15 protein-coding genes are annotated in these 15,957 nt (G+C 68.1%); 9 read left to right on the top strand and 6 right to left on the bottom strand.

Features of this window, described 5'->3' with window-relative positions; translation table 11 throughout:
- Positions 1-2: 2 nt before the first annotated feature.
- The 5 genes from bcsS to H537_RS53805 form a co-directional block, all read right to left on the bottom strand.
- Complete coding sequence (bcsS, locus tag H537_RS0134100; protein ID WP_156902120.1) at positions 3-683, bottom strand: cellulose biosynthesis protein BcsS; 681 nt, start codon at positions 681-683, stop codon at positions 3-5.
- Between the two features lie 59 nt (positions 684-742).
- A complete protein-coding gene (locus tag H537_RS0134105; protein WP_029001463.1) occupies positions 743-1,870 on the bottom strand; it encodes an acyltransferase family protein in 1,128 nt (375 codons plus the stop codon).
- Positions 1,871-1,910: 40 nt separating this feature from the next.
- Complete coding sequence (locus H537_RS47155; RefSeq protein WP_084151171.1) at positions 1,911-4,046, bottom strand: glycosyltransferase family 2 protein; 2,136 nt, start codon at positions 4,044-4,046, stop codon at positions 1,911-1,913.
- Positions 4,047-4,416: 370 nt separating this feature from the next.
- Positions 4,417-4,758 (bottom strand): hypothetical protein, encoded by a 342-nt coding sequence (locus H537_RS53800; protein WP_156902121.1) that lies wholly within the window; start codon positions 4,756-4,758, stop codon positions 4,417-4,419.
- A 409-nt stretch (positions 4,759-5,167) separates the two neighbouring features.
- Complete coding sequence (locus tag H537_RS53805; RefSeq protein ID WP_156902122.1) at positions 5,168-5,323, bottom strand: hypothetical protein; 156 nt, start codon at positions 5,321-5,323, stop codon at positions 5,168-5,170.
- Between the two features lie 101 nt (positions 5,324-5,424).
- On the opposite strand from H537_RS53805, the gene H537_RS56100 reads away from it, so the two are divergent.
- A complete protein-coding gene (locus tag H537_RS56100) occupies positions 5,425-6,177 on the top strand; it encodes a PEP-CTERM sorting domain-containing protein (protein WP_238446905.1) in 753 nt (250 codons plus the stop codon).
- Between the two features lie 170 nt (positions 6,178-6,347).
- Here H537_RS56100 and H537_RS50445 read toward each other — a convergent pair whose 3' ends face one another.
- On the bottom strand, positions 6,348-6,692 hold the full coding sequence (locus H537_RS50445; protein ID WP_064736097.1) for a hypothetical protein: 345 nt from the start codon (positions 6,690-6,692) through the stop codon (positions 6,348-6,350).
- Between the two features lie 277 nt (positions 6,693-6,969).
- On the opposite strand from H537_RS50445, the gene H537_RS49995 reads away from it, so the two are divergent.
- The 8 genes from H537_RS49995 (at position 6,970) to H537_RS0134160 (ending at position 15,890) form a co-directional block, all read left to right on the top strand.
- The gene (locus H537_RS49995) at positions 6,970-8,115 is read left to right on the top strand and encodes a BON domain-containing protein (RefSeq protein ID WP_156902123.1); all 1,146 of its coding nucleotides are present in this window, start codon (positions 6,970-6,972) and stop codon (positions 8,113-8,115) included.
- Between the two features lie 190 nt (positions 8,116-8,305).
- Positions 8,306-8,809, top strand: a complete 504-nt coding sequence (locus H537_RS0134130; protein ID WP_029001466.1) for a hypothetical protein — start codon at positions 8,306-8,308, stop codon at positions 8,807-8,809.
- Positions 8,810-8,882: 73 nt separating this feature from the next.
- Complete coding sequence (locus tag H537_RS0134135) at positions 8,883-9,839, top strand: LysR family transcriptional regulator (RefSeq protein WP_029001467.1); 957 nt, start codon at positions 8,883-8,885, stop codon at positions 9,837-9,839.
- A gap of 197 nt (positions 9,840-10,036) precedes the next feature.
- Entirely contained in the window at positions 10,037-11,503 is a 1,467-nt protein-coding gene (locus tag H537_RS0134140; protein ID WP_029001468.1) for an aldehyde dehydrogenase family protein, read from the top strand.
- A 25-nt stretch (positions 11,504-11,528) separates the two neighbouring features.
- Positions 11,529-12,494, top strand: a complete 966-nt coding sequence (locus tag H537_RS0134145; RefSeq protein ID WP_043461288.1) for a tripartite tricarboxylate transporter substrate binding protein — start codon at positions 11,529-11,531, stop codon at positions 12,492-12,494.
- 10 nt (positions 12,495-12,504) lie between these two features.
- Positions 12,505-13,566 (top strand): maleylacetate reductase, encoded by a 1,062-nt coding sequence (locus H537_RS0134150; RefSeq protein ID WP_029001470.1) that lies wholly within the window; start codon positions 12,505-12,507, stop codon positions 13,564-13,566.
- 159 nt (positions 13,567-13,725) lie between these two features.
- A complete protein-coding gene (locus tag H537_RS0134155; protein WP_029001471.1) occupies positions 13,726-15,099 on the top strand; it encodes an alkaline phosphatase PhoX in 1,374 nt (457 codons plus the stop codon).
- A 77-nt stretch (positions 15,100-15,176) separates the two neighbouring features.
- Positions 15,177-15,890: a TetR/AcrR family transcriptional regulator gene (locus H537_RS0134160; RefSeq protein ID WP_029001472.1), complete on the top strand. Its 714-nt coding sequence runs from the start codon at positions 15,177-15,179 to the stop codon at positions 15,888-15,890.
- Positions 15,891-15,957 lie beyond the last annotated feature (67 nt).

The following is a 15,957-nucleotide window of genomic DNA, read 5'->3' on the forward strand; positions in this document are numbered from 1 at the left end:
GGTCAGAACGCCATGCGGGCATTCACGCCCACGTGGCGTGCCTGCTGGCCGTCCTGGTTCCTCAGCCAACCCAGTGACAGGCTGGCTTGCACGGGCCCCGCACGGATGCCGGACAGATGCATGCCGAGGCGGGACTCGCGGTAGTCCGGCGCCTGCATCCAGGCGAACTCCGGCCCGGTGGAAAGGCCGTGAGGCAGGCCGATGCCGAGGTTGGCATACAGGTTCTTCGTGCGGTTGGCGGACGAGTAGCTTGCGAGCGCGAAGCCGGACAGCGCCTGTTCGGCGCTGAAGTACCCCGACACCGTTGCCTTGGCTCCCAGTTTGCTGCCTGCGCCGTCGCCGGGCGACCGGTAGGAAAGGTCCTTGGTGTAGAGCGACGGACCCAGGGCCGCCATGAAGCCGTAGGCGGCCTTGTTGTGCTCATAGCCCAGCAGGACGCTGACGTCCGAGTAGCGGCCGCGAACGACGCCCTGCGGGGCCGCGTTCAGGGCGTAGCGGTAGTAGCCCCGCTGCGCCACGCCCTGGACACGCCATCCCGGGCGGTCGTTCGGGGTCACCGGGGCGAAGGTCAGCATGGCGCCAAGGCTGCCTGTGTGGAGTGCGCTCGCACCGATCCAGGCCTCGCCTGCCATGCGGCTGTCGCGGGCCTGGACGGCCGGCGCGTGGCCCAGCAGCAGGGCCACGAGCAGGCCTGTGCCCGGGGGTGCGAGACGCCGCACCCAGTGCTTGTGTCGCGCCGGCATCAGGGCTCGCTCCGGGCTTGTGCCGTGGCGGCCGACGTCATGGCCCATGTCCGGCCGGGCTCGGGACGGCTGCTGCCTTCCGGGCCCGGCTCATCGGCCGCGTGCTGGCGCTGCTTGAAGTAGGGCAGCTCAAGCCATCGGTACGAAACGCCTGCCAGCGCGGCACTGGCCAGCAGCGAGACAAGCATCAGCACGCCGGAATGGACGGGGAGCGGCAGCGAAGCCCATCGAGGTCCCAGGTGGTCCACCACCACAACGATCATCAGGCCGTGCAGCAGGTAGAGGCTGTAGGACCAGTTTCCGAGGCAGCGCAGCAGCGGAGCGTTGAAGCACCGGGCCAGCAGGCCGTCGCCGGCGATGGCCTTGGCCACCAGCAGCCCGCAGACAACCGCATAAGGCCAGGAGAAGAGGTTGTAGTTCTGCGTGAACGAGAACAGCAGCGTCACGCCCAGGTACGGCAGCAGCACGGCCCAGTCGGGCAGCAGGCTTGTCCAGCGCCTCAACGTGCCCGGCGGCAGCGCGGCCATCCATGCCCCGGCGAAGAACATGACGAAGCGCGCGTAGTGCGACCCCAGCAGAATCGCGGCCAGCGGCACCAGCAGCCCGGCCCAGGCCACGTGGGCCGGCCGCAGCGCCGCATGCCAGCGCCGGATGGCCAGCAGCAGGGGCGGCATCGCGAGGTAGAACAGCCACTCGAAGCTCAAGGACCAGCTCGCCACCAGGATGGCCTTGATGCCCAGCTCCGGGATGCCGTGAAGCATCAAGGCGTTCTGGAGCAGCAGCTTCCAGTCGTAGGTCACGTTCCAGAAAGTCGCGTGGTAGGCGGTGTAGATCAGCAGCCAGACCGCAAACGCCGGATACAGCCGGGCCAGCCGATTCCACAGGAAGCGGCCATAGCGGAATTCCGGCCGTGCGACCAGCCTGAAAATCAGGAATCCGCTGAGCAGGAAGAACAGGTCCACGCCGTAGTGCGACGCCCACAGGTAGTGGGCCAGCGCAGGGCCGATGCCTGGCGCATCGAGGATGCTGGAGTGCTCGAAATCCGGGCCACCGTAGCGGCGCACGTAGTGATCCGCGAAATGGACGAGGAACACGAGCACGACGGCGTAGCCGCGCAGCCCTTCCATGCCCGTGATGCGCTCGCGTGGCGGCGCGCTCGTGCACGGCTCAGTCCGCATTGGCAGAGGCGGCCGGGATCCGGTGCAGCGAAGCAGACCGCTCTGGCGCGGGAAGGGCCTTCGGCTCCTGGGCGCCAGCGCCGGCCTGACGAGCGGGAATATGTCTCGCACTGGCGCGGTACCAGGTTGCGCAGCCGAGCTTCAGGTCGTTCCAGGCTTCGCGCATGCCGATGAAGCGGACGACGCCCCAAGCCAGGCACAGCGCGTTGAAGCCGGCGAAGGCCGCCAGGAAGAGCTGATCCGCCTGTGCTGCCGCCACCGCGCTGGCCGAGGCCATGGCCGGAAGGCCGAGCTGGGTGGCCACGTGCAGGGCGGGTGAAGCCGTGCGGTCGCCCACCTTGGGCGTGCGCGCGAAGGCCGACTTGCGCCGCATGACGATCTGCCGCACGGACTGCAGCACCCCGGCAGCGTTGACCGGGATGAGCATCAGGTTGAGCGCATAGACGCGCCAGAAGTCGAGCCACGAGTAGCCGCAACGCCGCAGGTCGCGCGCATACACCAGGAGGTAGGGCAGTGCTGCGGCGGCCAGCCAGGGGCTCGCCAGTGCCGGGTCCATCGGCAGCAGGGCGAGTAGCAGCACCCCGATGCTGGAAAGGGTGGGCGACAGCAGGTAGTGCGTGCGCACGAAGAGCTCCAGCAGCCCGGGCCGCCGGCCCTGCGGACGCATCACGTAGCGCAGCAGGTCCGCCAGGATCAGCAGCCCGCCGTTGGCCCAGCGCCGCCGCTGGATGATCAGCGCGCCGAAGTCCGGCGGCGTGGCGCTGAATGCCAGACGCTCAGGGTGGTTGTGCAGCGTCCAGCCGTGGCGCACGAGGTCCAGCGTCGATCCCGTGTCCTCGATCACGGTCTTGTCCTGGATGAAGACGGGTACCTGGAAGCCCCGTTCCTGCGCCGTCTGGCGGATGTCGTTCAGCGCCTTCACCCGCAACAGCGCGTTGGCGCCGACCCAGTACGTCGCGCCGAAGAACGTGAAGCCCTGGTGCACCAGGTACTGGATGTCCGTCTGCGCGCCGGCGCAGCGCTCCACGAGGCTCGCCGCGTGCGGATGCGCCGAGTACGGCGTCTGCACCACGGCCATGCGCGGGTCGGCCGCCATGATGGGGGCGAGCTTGAGCAGGTAGTCATGCCGCACCAGGCTGTCGGCGTCCAGCGTGAGCAGGAAGTCCTCTGCCGGCACGACGAAGTCGGCTTCGCCGGTGGCGCATTCCACCAGGTGGCAGCCGTCTGCCCTCGCGTGCTCCTTGAAGCTGCGACCGAGCAGGCCGATGTAGCTGTTGAGGTTCATGGCCTTGCTGGGCGCATGCGACAGGTTGCGGTAGCGCTTGCGCTCGAAGCGCGTGATCTGCGTGCGCAGCAGCGATGCCAGCCGCTGGTACTCGGCCCACAAGGCGTCGCGGTCGAGTGCCGCACCGCTGAGCAGTCGCTGAGACCGCTCGCGATGCAGGCGCGCCAAGGGCAAGACGATCTCGTCGTTGAAGAAGCGGTCCACATGCGCAAAGGCATTCCCGCTCATTGGCTCGGCCAACTGCTCCACCCAATCGGCCAGGCTGGCATACAGCGTGGCGACCCGGCGTGTTTCCGCGCCCAGGTCCAATGCCTGCCCGCCATCGGCACGGTGCATGAAGTCGGTGAACGCCAGCTGGTAGCGCCGGCACTCGTCGCGGAAACAAGCATGGAGAGAAGCGATCAGCTGCCTTGTCGCCTCCAGCGCTTCGCGATCCACCCCCGGTCCGGAACATGGATCGTCGACCAGCACGACGATGCGCTTGGACGGGTACTCGCTCAGGGCTGCGGACACCACGGTCTGCCGGATGACGCGCAGCTCCTCCTTGTACGAAGGCACGAGCACGCAGACCCGGGGCGTCCGGACCGCGCTGGAGATGGGGGCCGCCCGCTCCCTGCACTGAGGTGAGCCGTGTTGTTGACGACGCAGCCATCCGATACGGGACAGCAGATAAACCGCGCTGCCGTAGGTGAAGCCGGAGAACAGCGCCAGGACCAGCACGGCTTGCCACACGGCGAGGCCTTGCATGGCGTGCACTTGCGCCAGGACATGCCCTGCCGCCAGCGCGAAGGCAACAGCAGTGGCTACCATCGCCAGGATGGTGACAAACATCTCTCTCATCGATTGGATCCCTCGGTACTGAAGCGCGGCCTTGGCCGGCTTCGAGTCACTTGCACGGACTGGCCTGCGTGAAAGCAGGCGCGTGCTTCTTTGTTTGCGTCACGCGCTCAGTGATGCGGCGTGGACGCCAAGAGGGAATCTACGGATTGAAGTTGCCAGAGCGGACGCTAACTGGCGATGGGGTTGATACGGTGCCGTCAGTAATCGGATCAGAACCGCTCGTCCGTATCCAACCTGTAATCACTACAACGTTCATGCAGCCATCGAGTCATTCGATGCGTGAACAACTGGTTGAGAAGTCATTGCTCTGCAGATGGCAGCGGCCGGTCGAGCCAGCCGTGCCAGCGCGCGCCGGATGACATCGGGTCGCTCAGGGCTGAGGCAACACGAGGTGGGTTTGTGCCGAGCGGCCGGGAGAGGCCAGCTGCAATCCATACAGGCAGGAGCCGGCATGGCACTCGTCCAGCCGCTGTTCCCTTGACCGTCGCAGTGCCGTGGTCTGGAGGCCAGGGAGGACCGGTGCATCTTGCTGATGCTGTGCCGCTTGGAGTCCTGGATGGGAAGAAAAGCGCACGTCCTTCGCCGGATCGTCAGCCGTGATGGACTTGGCCGACAGGAATACTGCCGCTCCAACGATGCCGATACAAAACGCCGTCGGCACAAAGAAAAGGCAATCCCTCGCAAAAAGAGCCGCCTCGATCATGGCGTTCAACTGCCTGCTCACAATCGCCTCCCCATTGAAAAGCTCTTTTTGAGCTTGGATTGCAGGTGACCGGCTGCAGATTCAGGCCGGTAAACATGCATTATCGATGCGTTATCGCAAAACGTATCTTTTGAATCCAAAAAATATTTCATTTGGTAAACATCGTCACCTGCTCACCCTTGGGCCGGGTGTGCGGCTTGACGGTGACGACTCAAGCTGGTCAACAGCCCGCTTGGGCCGGGGCATCAGCCGGACCTCCAAATCCGGTCTCGGCGCTCTGCGGCGCTGCCGCTTTCCGCGGTGCGGCCGGGACGCTTGCAGCCATGCCGTGATGACCAGTCGCCGCGCACCGTTCCCGCTGCAGCTCCAGGCACTGGTCCACACCCTCTGGCGCCACCGACCGGTGCGTCGGTTTTCTTTACAGGCTGCAGTCGGCCTCGATGAGCGTCATATCGATTGCCGGCCGGCTATTTGAGATTGCCGGTTCCTGGCGCGCCATCGTGTCGTTGCTGGGTTCATGGAACCCTGCAACCAGGGGGTGCTTTATTTTTATTTCGTTGGTATGGAAATCCATCCTTAAATGCTATATGTATCTTGATTATTCCGGCGGTTTACAAATAATGTCGCGGCCTTTTACACGTGGTCCGGCGGAGGCAGAAGGATTCTTCTAAGCGCTTGATCTGCAAAAGAAAATCGTTTTGGCATAACTGCTGCTATTGCGTGGCGCCACTGTGCAATTTCGACACTGGCAAGCCAAGCAAGGGAGTTGATGTGTCTAAAAGAATCCAACTGGCAATTCGACAAGCCGCAGCAGCGGTAGCGTGGTCGTTGTCGGCCGCAACGGCTGCCATCGCAGCCCCGGTGCATTTCGACGTGCAGGCGACGGCGCTTGCGCTGGGGCCGGGTTATGGCAGCACTGCCGGCCGGCTCGGCATGCAGGTCTCGTTGACCGATGCATCGCTGCACCACTTGGCCGATCTGGCCACGGGGCAGTCCTTCAGCTTCGAGGTGGGCAGCCTGAAGTTGAAAGACGAAGGCGGTGCCAGCAGCAATGCCACCATCGATGCCAACGAAACGGATGGCCTGGAAGTCAGCGCCAGCTTCGTTTTCAGCAACCCTGTGAGCGATTCCTACTTCGTCACGGCCACCGGCACGGCCACTACCGGTGGCATCAATGACGCCGGCGTCGACTTGTCCATCGCCTGGAATCCCTTGCTGCTGGACTTCGGCATCGGGGGGCAGTTCCGCCTGACGATGAACACCTTGAACTTCACGCTCAACGACCAGACGTTGCAGCAGTACGCCACGCTCACGCTGGTGAGCGAGCCCGTGTCTCCGCCCAATAACGCCGTGCCCGAGCCCGGCTCGCTGGCCCTGACTGGCCTGGCCTTGGCGGGCCTGGCCTTCGCGCGTCGCCGCCAGCAGTAAGGCCGCTTGCGCGGCTGAAGGCTCAGTCTGTCCGGCAGAGCGGGCCGCTGCAAAATGGGACCGCGTGTGTCGCCCGGGGTGATGCGCAGCATCACCCCGGCCTTCCAGACCGCATCAACGCGAGCAGCTTGGAACCATCCTTCAGCGAAGCCGCGTGTTCGCTGGGCCCACTACCGCAGGTGAAAGGTCCCGTTGATCGTGATACCGGCCGGTGCCATGGGCAACCCGATCTGTACCGGGACAGGGACCGGCACGGCGCGGTAGTGCACGGGCGGGGGTGCGTAGACCGGCGCGGGAGCGTAGTACACGGGAGCCGCTGCCCTGCACTTGCGCTCCTCCTTGTAGCCCCCGTCCTTGTACTTGCGCTTGACCTTGCAACTTCCGTCCCAGAACTCCTCCTTGTACTCGCCGCGACCATGAGCCTGGGCAGAAACGGAGACAGCCAGCAAGGCCACCGACAGCAGGGACAGCACCTGGAATTTCATCTTCAACTTGACGACATCGCGGGGCGCCATGGTAGGTGCTGGCCCTGCGCGTTTTGGCCGGCAGGCGCTCACCATGACGTTGAAGGTGTTACCAAGTCGCTCTCTTGCATGTGAGCGCTGGCCGAGCCATCTACACGCCGATTTCAATCGTTGAGCTGACGCGGTACCGGTGCCAGGGCGCAGCGCAAGGGGTCGCTGTTCCCCATTCAGGCAACGCTGCGTTGCCCCGGAGGTCGCCCAGTCGGGAACGAGTTTTGCACTCGCGGTGGGCCGCTGATGTGGCAGCGGCTGACTCAAGAGGCCTCCGATGAAACGCACATTGACAGTCCTGGGCATGCTCACCGCAGGTGCGGCAGCGCTGTACCTGACCGATCCCCAACATGGCCGCCGCCGCAGGATGGCGTTGCAACACCAGGTCGCCGACGCGTCCCGGGAGGCCGGGGAGACCATGGAAGGTGCAGGCAGCCAGGCCCTGGACCGCCTGCAAGACCTTGGCGACAAGAGCCGGCAGTCGGGCCATCGAGCCGCAGACCGGCTGCAGGCCTGGGCCGATGAAGGCCGGCATGCCGGGCGCAGGACCTGGTACCGGGCCAAGGCCCTGGCCCGCGAAGGCCGGGACAGACTTTCAGCGGCGCATGACACCGAGCCGCCGGAGCCTCGCCGCTCCGGCATGAGCCGCCCGCTGCTGACGGCCGTGGGCGGCATTGCCGTCGGGGCGGCTGCGCTGCTGCTGCTCGATCCGCAGCAGCGCAGCCGGCGCTGGGCACAGCTGCGTGACCAAGCCCTGCGGCTGGGCCGCAGCGGCGCTGGCCTCGTCGGCGTGGATCCGGACGACCTGGGCGAGCGCGCCCGGGGGCTGGTCTCGCGCGCGGCCGGTCTGCTGCAGCGCAGTCCGCCGGACGACGCCGTGCTCGTGCAGCGCGTGCGTGCCGCGCTGGAGCGCTCGCTGTCGCATCCGGATGCGATCCGCATCACGGCGGACTCGGGCTGCGTCAGCGTTGGCGGCGCAGTGCTGGCGGAGGAACTGGCTCGGCTGTTCGAGTCCGCGGCTTCTGTGCGTGGCGTGCGCAGGGTCCAGGAGGCAGGACTGGAGGTGCATGCCTCGCCCGACGAGGTGCCAGAACTCCAGGGCGGCTCATCCCGCGACACCGATGCCGTCTCGCTGCAGGTGTACGACACCGACGGCTCGCGGCTGGCGGCCCTGGCCGGCGGTGCGGCGCTGGTGCTCTACGGGGCCTCGCGGCGTGGCCTTCCCGGCCTGGTCGCAGCCACCGCGGGCCTCGGCCTGGCGCTGCGGGCCGCACGCAACGAGGGCCTGCGCGAGCAGACCGCTCGGCTGGTGCCCAAGATGAATGCCCTGGTCCAGCGCGTCCGCTCGTCGCGGGAGAGCGAGCCGGCCGAGTTGCAGCCGCTGGGCTTGCCGGCGCCGGGCGGTGGTGCAGCGCTGCACTGACGGTACACGGGCGCCGCGGCGGGCCGGCTGCCTGGGCAGCCGGCCTTCTTCATTAAGATGCCCGAGCGAATACCTGTTTGCGCTTTCCGTGCCGTGATCCCGAGCCCGTCACGGCAGCCGTTTCTGGAACCGGGCTCCCAGAACACAGTCAGGCACATCTGTGAGTACTGCCTACACGCTTTTCAGTCAGGTGTTCAGCCTGCACTCGGTCTTCTCCGACGCCATGCTCAACGGGGTCAGCTCGACGGCCATGCAGGAGCTGGAGTTCTGTGCAACGGCCTCCGCCTTCGGGCTCCTCATTGCCGTTGCAGCCGCCCTGCTGCTGCTGGTGCCGGCGATCGCCGGAGCCGTCATGCATGAAGGCGAGCTGGCCGGCATTGCCGGCCTGGGATTCGCCAGCATCTTCGTGCTCGGCCGCCAGTCCCGCCGCTGCGCAGGCTGGCGTGCGCTGATCCACGCTTGCCAGCCGCTGTCGCGGGACCTCGACGAGCTCACCACGTCCGTGGCGGCGCAAGCAGAGGTGCAGGAACTTTCGTTCCTGTCCCCCGGCGCGCGCGACTACCTGGAGCGGGTGCGCACCCAACGCGCCCTGCGCTGGGGCGACCTGTGGGTGGCCCGTGACCTGGCCTGGCAGCCCGCCGACGCGCGCAAGAATGGCGAGACGGGGCTTTCGCTGCGGCATGCGATCGCCTGAGCGTTCTCGCTGAATTTGTAGCCGGATAGTGTCCGTGCCGTGAGCGCCATGCCCGGCCCGGCAGGGAGGGCCCATGGACCGCTTTCTGTGCATCGAAGCCTTCGTGCGCGTTGCCGAGACGCAGAGCTTCGCCGAGGCGGCACGGCAGCTGCGGCTGTCCAAATCGGTCGTGACCACGCGGGTTCAGCAATTGGAAGAGATGCTGGGCGACGCGCTTTTCCATCGCACCACGCGCACGGTGCGCCTGTCCGAGATGGGAAAGGTCTTCTACCGCGACTGCAGCGAGCTGGTGGCGCGTACCAATGAGCTGGTGGACCAGATGCGCGAGGTGCGCGGCACGCCCGCCGGCACGCTGCGCGTGCACGCGCTCACCGGCTTCATGCTCGGCCACGCCGCCGGCCTGCTGCGCCAGTTCCAGCAGCGCTACCCGGAGATCGTGCTGGACCTCTTCGTCAGCGACGTCGTGATCGACCCGATCAAGCAGGGCTTTGACGTGGCGCTGCAGATCTTCCGGCCGGTGTCGGAGGAACTGGTCTCGCGGCGTGTCTTTCCCGTGCGGCGCCTGTTCTGCGCGTCGCCAGAGTACCTGGACCGGCATGGCATGCCACGGCTGCCGGCTGACCTCTTCGGTCACCGCTTGGCGCTGTACTCGGGCTATCCCTCGCGCGACCGCTGGACCTTCCACCGTGAAGGCGAGGAACCACTGACGCTGGAGCTCAAGCCCATGGTGATGAGCAACTCCGTGCACCTGCTGCGCGACTACGCCTGCGAGCACGCCGGCATCGCCTGCCTGCCGACGCTGGTGGCCTCGGACGCGATCTGCGACGGCCGGCTGCGCGTGGTGCTGCCGGAGTTCCAGCTTTCCTCGTTCTGGCTCTGCGCCGTGTACGCGCGCACGCAGCGCGGCACCTTCAAGCTGCGCCTGTTCATTGAAAGCCTCAGTGCCGCTTTCGGTGGCGAGCCGCCCTGGGACCAGGCGCTCATCGAGCGCGGCCTGCTGCCATCAGAGCTGCTGGAGGATCCGGGTTGACCCGGGGCATTGTTCGGGTTTCGCAAATGATCTGCTCGTGTCCTGCCGGCTACCGGCGCGCAGGGGTGGTTCCTAGACTCTACGCACCGATCCACCCCCAGCCTCGAGCCGCTGAGCCGCCCCGCCGCGGCGGCCCTTCCAGGAGTTCTCACATGCATCTCGCGGACCTTCAGGCCGCGGTGGGCTTGCGCACGCCCATACGCCACCAGCTCTTCATCGACGGCCAGTTCGTGGACGCGGCCTCCGGCCAGACGCTGCCCACGCTGAACCCGCACGACAACAGCGTCATTGCCCAGGTCGCCATGGCCGGACGCGACGACGTGGACCGCGCCGTGGCCGCAGCGCAGCGCGCCTTCCCGGCCTGGAGCCGCCGGGCTGCGGCCGATCGCGGGCGCATCCTGCTGCGTCTGGCCGAGCTGATCGAGATGCACGCCGACGAGCTGGCGACGCTGGAGTCGCTGGACACCGGCCACCCGCTGCGCGACTCCAGGCACCTCGACGTGCCGCGCACCGCGGCCTGCTTCCGCTACTTCGGCGGCATGGCGGACAAGTTCCAGGGCGAGACCATTCCGGTGGAAGCCGGATTCCTGAACTACACGCTGCGCGAGCCGCTGGGCGTGGTGGGGCAGGTGGTGCCGTGGAACTTCCCGCTGATGTTCACGGCCTGGAAGATGGCGCCGGCGCTGGCCGCGGGCAACTGCGTGGTGCTCAAGCCCGCGGAGATCACGCCGCTGTCGGCGCTGCGCATCGCCGAGCTGATGGCCGAGGCGGGCATGCCCGACGGGGTGGTGAACGTGCTGCCGGGGCTGGGCGGCGTGGCGGGGCAGTACATCGCCGAACACCCGGCCATCGCCAAGGTGGCGTTCACCGGCAGCACGGCCATCGGGCGGCGCATCGTGCAGGCCTCGGCGGGCAACCTCAAGAAGGTGCAGCTCGAGCTCGGCGGCAAGGGCGCCAACATCGTCTTCGAGGACGCCGACCTGGATGCGGCCGTCAACGGCAGCGCCTGGGCCATCTTCCACAACCAGGGCCAGGCCTGCATCGCCGGCTCGCGGCTGATGCTGCACGAGCGCATCGCCGACGCGTTCCTGGACCGCTTCATCCCCCTGGCGCGGTCGGTGCGCCTGGGCAACCCGCTGGACGCGTCCACCGAGATGGGCCCGCTCACCAGCGCGCAGCACCGCGACCGCGTGCTGGGCTACGTCGAGGAGGCGCGCGCGCAGGGCGGCGAGGTGCTCAGCGGCGGCCGGCCGCCGGTTGATGCGGCGCTGTCCGCGGGCTGCTACATCGAGCCCACCATCGTGCATGCGCGCAGCGAGCGCGACCGCATCGCGCAGGAGGAGGTGTTCGGCCCGTTCGTGACCGTGCTCACCTTCAGGGACGACGATCAGGCGCTGGCCATGGCCAACGCCACCGAGTACGGGCTGGGCAGCGGGCTGTGGACCGCCAGGCTGCAGCGCGCGCACCGCTTCGCGCGCGAGCTGCACGCGGGCATGGTCTGGATCAACAGCTACAAGCGCGTGAACCCGGGCTCGCCCTTCGGCGGCACCGGCGCCAGCGGCTACGGCCGCGAGATGGGCTTCGAGGCCATGCGCGAGTACACGCAGGTCAAGAGCGTGTGGGTCAACGTCGATGCGCAGGTCCCGCCGTGGTATGCGCGCTGAACCGTTGTCAAAGCAGGAGCAAGCCATGAAGACCATTTCCTCCTTCGTCGTCGCGGGCGCCCTGGCCTTGGCCGGGGCCGCGGCATCGGCGCAAGCCTGGCCGTCCAAGCCGGTGCGCATCGTCGTGCCGTTCCCGCCGGGCGGCATCGTGGACACGGTGGCCCGGCAGCTGCAGCCCGGGCTGCAGCAGGCGCTGGGACAGGTGGTGCTCATCGACAACAAGGCCGGCGCCGGCGGCTCGGTGGGCGCGGCGGAAGTGGCCCGCGCGCCGAACGACGGCCACACGCTGCTGATGGTGTTCGACTCCTACGTGACCTATCCGCTGGTGTATCCGAAGGTGGGCGAGAACATCCTGCGCAGCCTGGCGCCCGTCACCCAGATCGTCAGCAACCCGCTGGTGCTGGTGGTGAGCCCGAAAGTGCAGGCGGCCGACCTGAAGTCGCTGGTGGCGCTGGCGCGCAGCCAACCGGACAAGCTCAACTACGCCACCACCGGCGCGGGCAGCAGCAACCACCTGACGGCCGAGTACTTCAAGAGCGTCTCAGGCACGCGCATCACGCACGTTCCCTACCGCGGCGGCGGCCCGGCGCAGCAAGACCTGCTGGGCGGACAGGTGGACATGATGTTCCTGTCGGCGGTGCTGGCGCAGCCGCACGTCAAGGGCGGCAAGCTGCGCGCGCTGGCGCAGACCGGCGCCACCCGCTCCGCGGCCTACGCCGACGTGCCTACCGTCGCCGAGTCGGGCTACCCGGGGTTCCAGGTGGAGTCGTGGGTGGGGATGCTGGCCCCCACCGGCACGCCGGCTCCCGTCATCACGCGGCTGCAGGCGGAGATCGCCAAAATCGTTGCGGCGCCAGCCTTCAGGGCGCGCCTGGAGGAACAGGGGCTCAAGGGCATCGCCAGCACGCCCGAGCAGTTCGCCCAGACCCTGTCCTCGGAGCGCCAGCGCTGGACGCGCCTGGTGGCTGACCGCAACCTGCCGCTCGAATGAGGCTTTACCCATGAACGTTTTCACCTTCGATGCCCACCTGCCGCGCGTCCTGTTCGGCCCCGGCGTGCTGGCGCAACTGCCTGCCGAGATCGAGCGCCTGGGCGCGCGCAAGGCGCTGGTGCTGTCCACGCCCGAGCAGGCGCAAGAGGCACGGCGCGTGGCGGAGATGCTGGGCGAGCGTGGCGCGGGCGTGTTCCCGCGGGCCGTGATGCACGTGCCGGTGGAGGTGGCGCGCGAGGCTGCCGCGGAGGCGCGGCGCCTGGGCGCAGACTGCGCCGTCGCCATCGGCGGCGGCTCCACCACCGGCCTGGGCAAAGCCATCGCGTTGGACAGCGGGCTGCCCATCGTTGCCATTCCAACCACCTACGCCGGCAGTGAGATGACGCCGATCTACGGCCTCACCGAGGCGGGCCTGAAGAAGACCGGGCGCGACCCCCGGGTGCTGCCGCGCACCGTGCTGTACGACCCGCAGCTGTCCATGACGCTGCCCGTGGGCCTGAGCATCACCAGCGGCCTCAACGCCATCGCGCACGCAGCCGAAGGGCTGTACGCGCACGACGGCAACCCGATCGTGGCAATGATGGCCGAGGAGGGCATTGGCGCCCTGGCGCGGGCGCTGCCCGCGCTGCATGCCGACGGCCACGACGAGGCCGCGCGCAGCGACGCGCTCTACGGTGCCTGGCTGTGCGGCGCCGTCCTGGGCCACGTGGCGATGGGGCTGCACCACAAGCTCTGCCACACGCTGGGCGGCAGCTTCAACCTGCCGCACGCCGAGGTGCACACCGTCGTGCTGCCGCACGCGCTGGCCTACAACGCCCCCATGGCGCCGCAGGCCATGGCGCGCATTGCGCGGGCGCTGGGCGTGGACGATGCGCCGCTGGGGCTGCAGCAACTGGCCAGGCAACTGGGCGCGCCCACGGCGCTCAGGGACATCGGCATGCCCGCCGATGGCCTGGACCGCGCCGCCGACCTGGCCGCCTCCGCGCCGTACCCGAATCCGCGTGCGCTGGAGCGGGCCGCCTTGCGCGCACTGCTGCAGCGCGCCTGGGAAGGTGCGCCGCCTGCCGCCTGACATGCTTGAAACAAGGCGTGACTCCTGTTGAGCGGGCAACGGGCGTCACGGGAACGTCATTCGCGCTTCCTATGGTGGCCGCGGTGCAGGGGATGCGGGCGCGGCGAGCCGCGCGGCAGCCGCCTGCCGCAGACGATGCCACCCTATGGAGTTTGTTGAATGACCTCGTCCCGCCGCAGTTTCATGCGCATGCTGGGTGCCGGCACCCTGACCGCGCCGCTGGCCACCCTCTACAGCCGCACGGCGCAAGGCGCACCCGCCTTCGGCCCCGGTTTCGGACCGCTGCAACCCAGGCTGCCGCTCAACACCGAGGACGTGGTCCTGCCCGGTGCCTTCGACTACCGCGGCCAGCCGCTGATTTCCCTGCCGGAAGGCTTCCGCTACTGGGCCGTCTCCATCACCGGCCAGACCATGAGCGACGGCACGCTGGTGCCGGGCGACCATGACGGCATGGCCTGCTTCCGCGGGCACGACGGCACGACGATCCTCGTGCGCAACCACGAGCTCAGCAACCGCGAGTCCAAGTTCGGCAACCCTCGTGGCGTGGACGTGGCCGACGCGCTGAAGTTCGACCCCTGGGCCAACGGCGGCACGACCACGCTGGTGCTCGACCCCGAGGGCCGGCTGCTGCGCCACTACGCCTCGCTGGGCGGTACCAACAACAACTGCGCCGGCGGTCCCACGCCCTGGGGCACCTGGCTGAGCTGCGAGGAGACGACCAGCCTCGCCGCGCCCGGCACCTTCCAGCAACGCCACGGCTACGTCTTCGAGGTGCCGGCCGTGGCCTTCGGGCCGACGCGCGCTCAGCCCATCGTGGGCATGGGCCGCTTCAGCCACGAAGCCACCGCCACCGACCCGCGCACCGGTGTCGTCTACGAGACCGAGGACACCGGCGACAGCCTGTTCTACCGCTACGTGCCAAAGGAACCGGGCCAGCTGCTGGCCGGCGGCACGCTGCAGGCGCTCAAGCTCAAGGAGTCCGCGGCCTCGGTGGACACCTCGACCGGCTTCCTGGGCCGGCTGAACCAGCCGATCCCGGTGGAATGGGTGACGATCGACAACCCCGACCCGGCGGACAACGTCTTCGCCAACAGCACGCGCGCCCAGGGCCAGGCCAAGGGCGCGGCGCGCTTTCGCCGCGGCGAGGGGGCGTGGTACGGCAACGGGCTGGTGTACTTCTGCTGCACCAGCGGCGGCAACCTCGGCGCCGGCCAGGTGTGGGCCTACGACCCGGTGGCCCAGACGCTGGCGCTGGTGGTGGAGTCCACCGACCGGGCGGTGCTGGAGGCGCCGGACAACATCACGCTGGGCCCGGACGGGCGGCTCTACATGTACGAGGACGGTGCCGGCGGCAACAACATCGTCGGAGTGAACTCGCAAGGGGAGCTGTTCCGCGTGGCGGAGAACCGCATCAACGACAGCGAGTTCTGCGGCGGCTGCTTCTCGCACAACGGCCGCTTCATGTTCGTCAACATCCAGTCGCCCGGCATCACGCTGGTGATCGAGGGTCCCTGGCGCAAGGGACAGCGCTGAGAGAAGCGCCCGCGGCGGGGCATCCGGGCTGCCGCCGCGGATGCCCCGTGGCAAGCTCCTGCAAAAACGGAGATGCCATGCCCAAGGCCACCACCCCGACCAAGACCCGTTCGCAAACGCGTGGCGAGATCAATCGCCAGTCGATCCTCAATGCGGCCTCGCTGCTGTTCATCGACAAGGGATTCGGCGGTACCAACATCAACGACATCGCCGATGCGCTGGGCGCGACGCGCACAGCCGTCTATTACTACTTCCAGAGCAAGGAAGCGATCCTGGAAGCGCTCACCGAGGAGGTGACGGAACAGGCCGGCGAGCTCGCGCGCAGCGTCAGCGGCCACGACGAGCTGCCGGCCGAGCAGGCGTTGCGCCAACTGGTGATGCAGCACGCCACGCTGATCCTGACCCACCCGCTGCAGTTCCGGGTCGTGGAACGCAGCGAGAGCAGCCTGCCCGAGCCGCGGCGCGCCGCGGCGCGCGCGGCCCGCCACTCGGTGCTCGACCACTTCGTGCACGTCATCCAGCGCGGCATCGACGCGGGCGTCTTCGTCGCGCCCGATGCGCGCACGGCCGCCCTGGCCGTCATCGGCATGTGCAACTGGAGCGCCTGGTGGTTCGAACCGGAGGGCAATGCGGTCGAGCCCGTGGCGCAAGCGCTCACCGAGCTGGCGCTGCGCAGCGTGGTCCGCGACCAGCAGCGTCACCTGCGCCCGGCGTCGGCGGCGGAGTCGATCCGCCTGTTGCGCGAACACCTCGACCTGCTGGAGGCCCAGGTGCGCCAGTCGCCGCCCTGAGCAGAAAGGTTCGGGAAAATCCTGATCTGACGCAAACGTCAAACATTTGACGTTGTCGTCAATGACG

This window comes from Azohydromonas australica DSM 1124 (genome assembly GCF_000430725.1).
In the GTDB taxonomy this organism is placed as follows: Bacteria; Pseudomonadota; Gammaproteobacteria; order Burkholderiales; family Burkholderiaceae_C; genus Azohydromonas; species Azohydromonas australica.

Coding starts and splice junctions, on each gene's coding strand:
- H537_RS49995 (WP_156902123.1), top strand. CDS start 6,970: ATGAAACGCACATTGACAGTCCTGGGCATGCTCACCGCAGGTGCGGCA.
- H537_RS0134145 (WP_043461288.1), top strand. CDS start 11,529: ATGAAGACCATTTCCTCCTTCGTCGTCGCGGGCGCCCTGGCCTTGGCC.
- H537_RS47155 (WP_084151171.1), bottom strand. CDS start 4,046: ATGAGAGAGATGTTTGTCACCATCCTGGCGATGGTAGCCACTGCTGTT.
- H537_RS0134105 (WP_029001463.1), bottom strand. CDS start 1,870: ATGGAAGGGCTGCGCGGCTACGCCGTCGTGCTCGTGTTCCTCGTCCAT.
- H537_RS0134135 (WP_029001467.1), top strand. CDS start 8,883: ATGGACCGCTTTCTGTGCATCGAAGCCTTCGTGCGCGTTGCCGAGACG.
- H537_RS50445 (WP_064736097.1), bottom strand. CDS start 6,692: ATGGCGCCCCGCGATGTCGTCAAGTTGAAGATGAAATTCCAGGTGCTG.
- H537_RS0134155 (WP_029001471.1), top strand. CDS start 13,726: ATGACCTCGTCCCGCCGCAGTTTCATGCGCATGCTGGGTGCCGGCACC.
- H537_RS53805 (WP_156902122.1), bottom strand. CDS start 5,323: ATGGATTTCCATACCAACGAAATAAAAATAAAGCACCCCCTGGTTGCA.
- H537_RS0134150 (WP_029001470.1), top strand. CDS start 12,505: ATGAACGTTTTCACCTTCGATGCCCACCTGCCGCGCGTCCTGTTCGGC.
- H537_RS0134160 (WP_029001472.1), top strand. CDS start 15,177: ATGCCCAAGGCCACCACCCCGACCAAGACCCGTTCGCAAACGCGTGGC.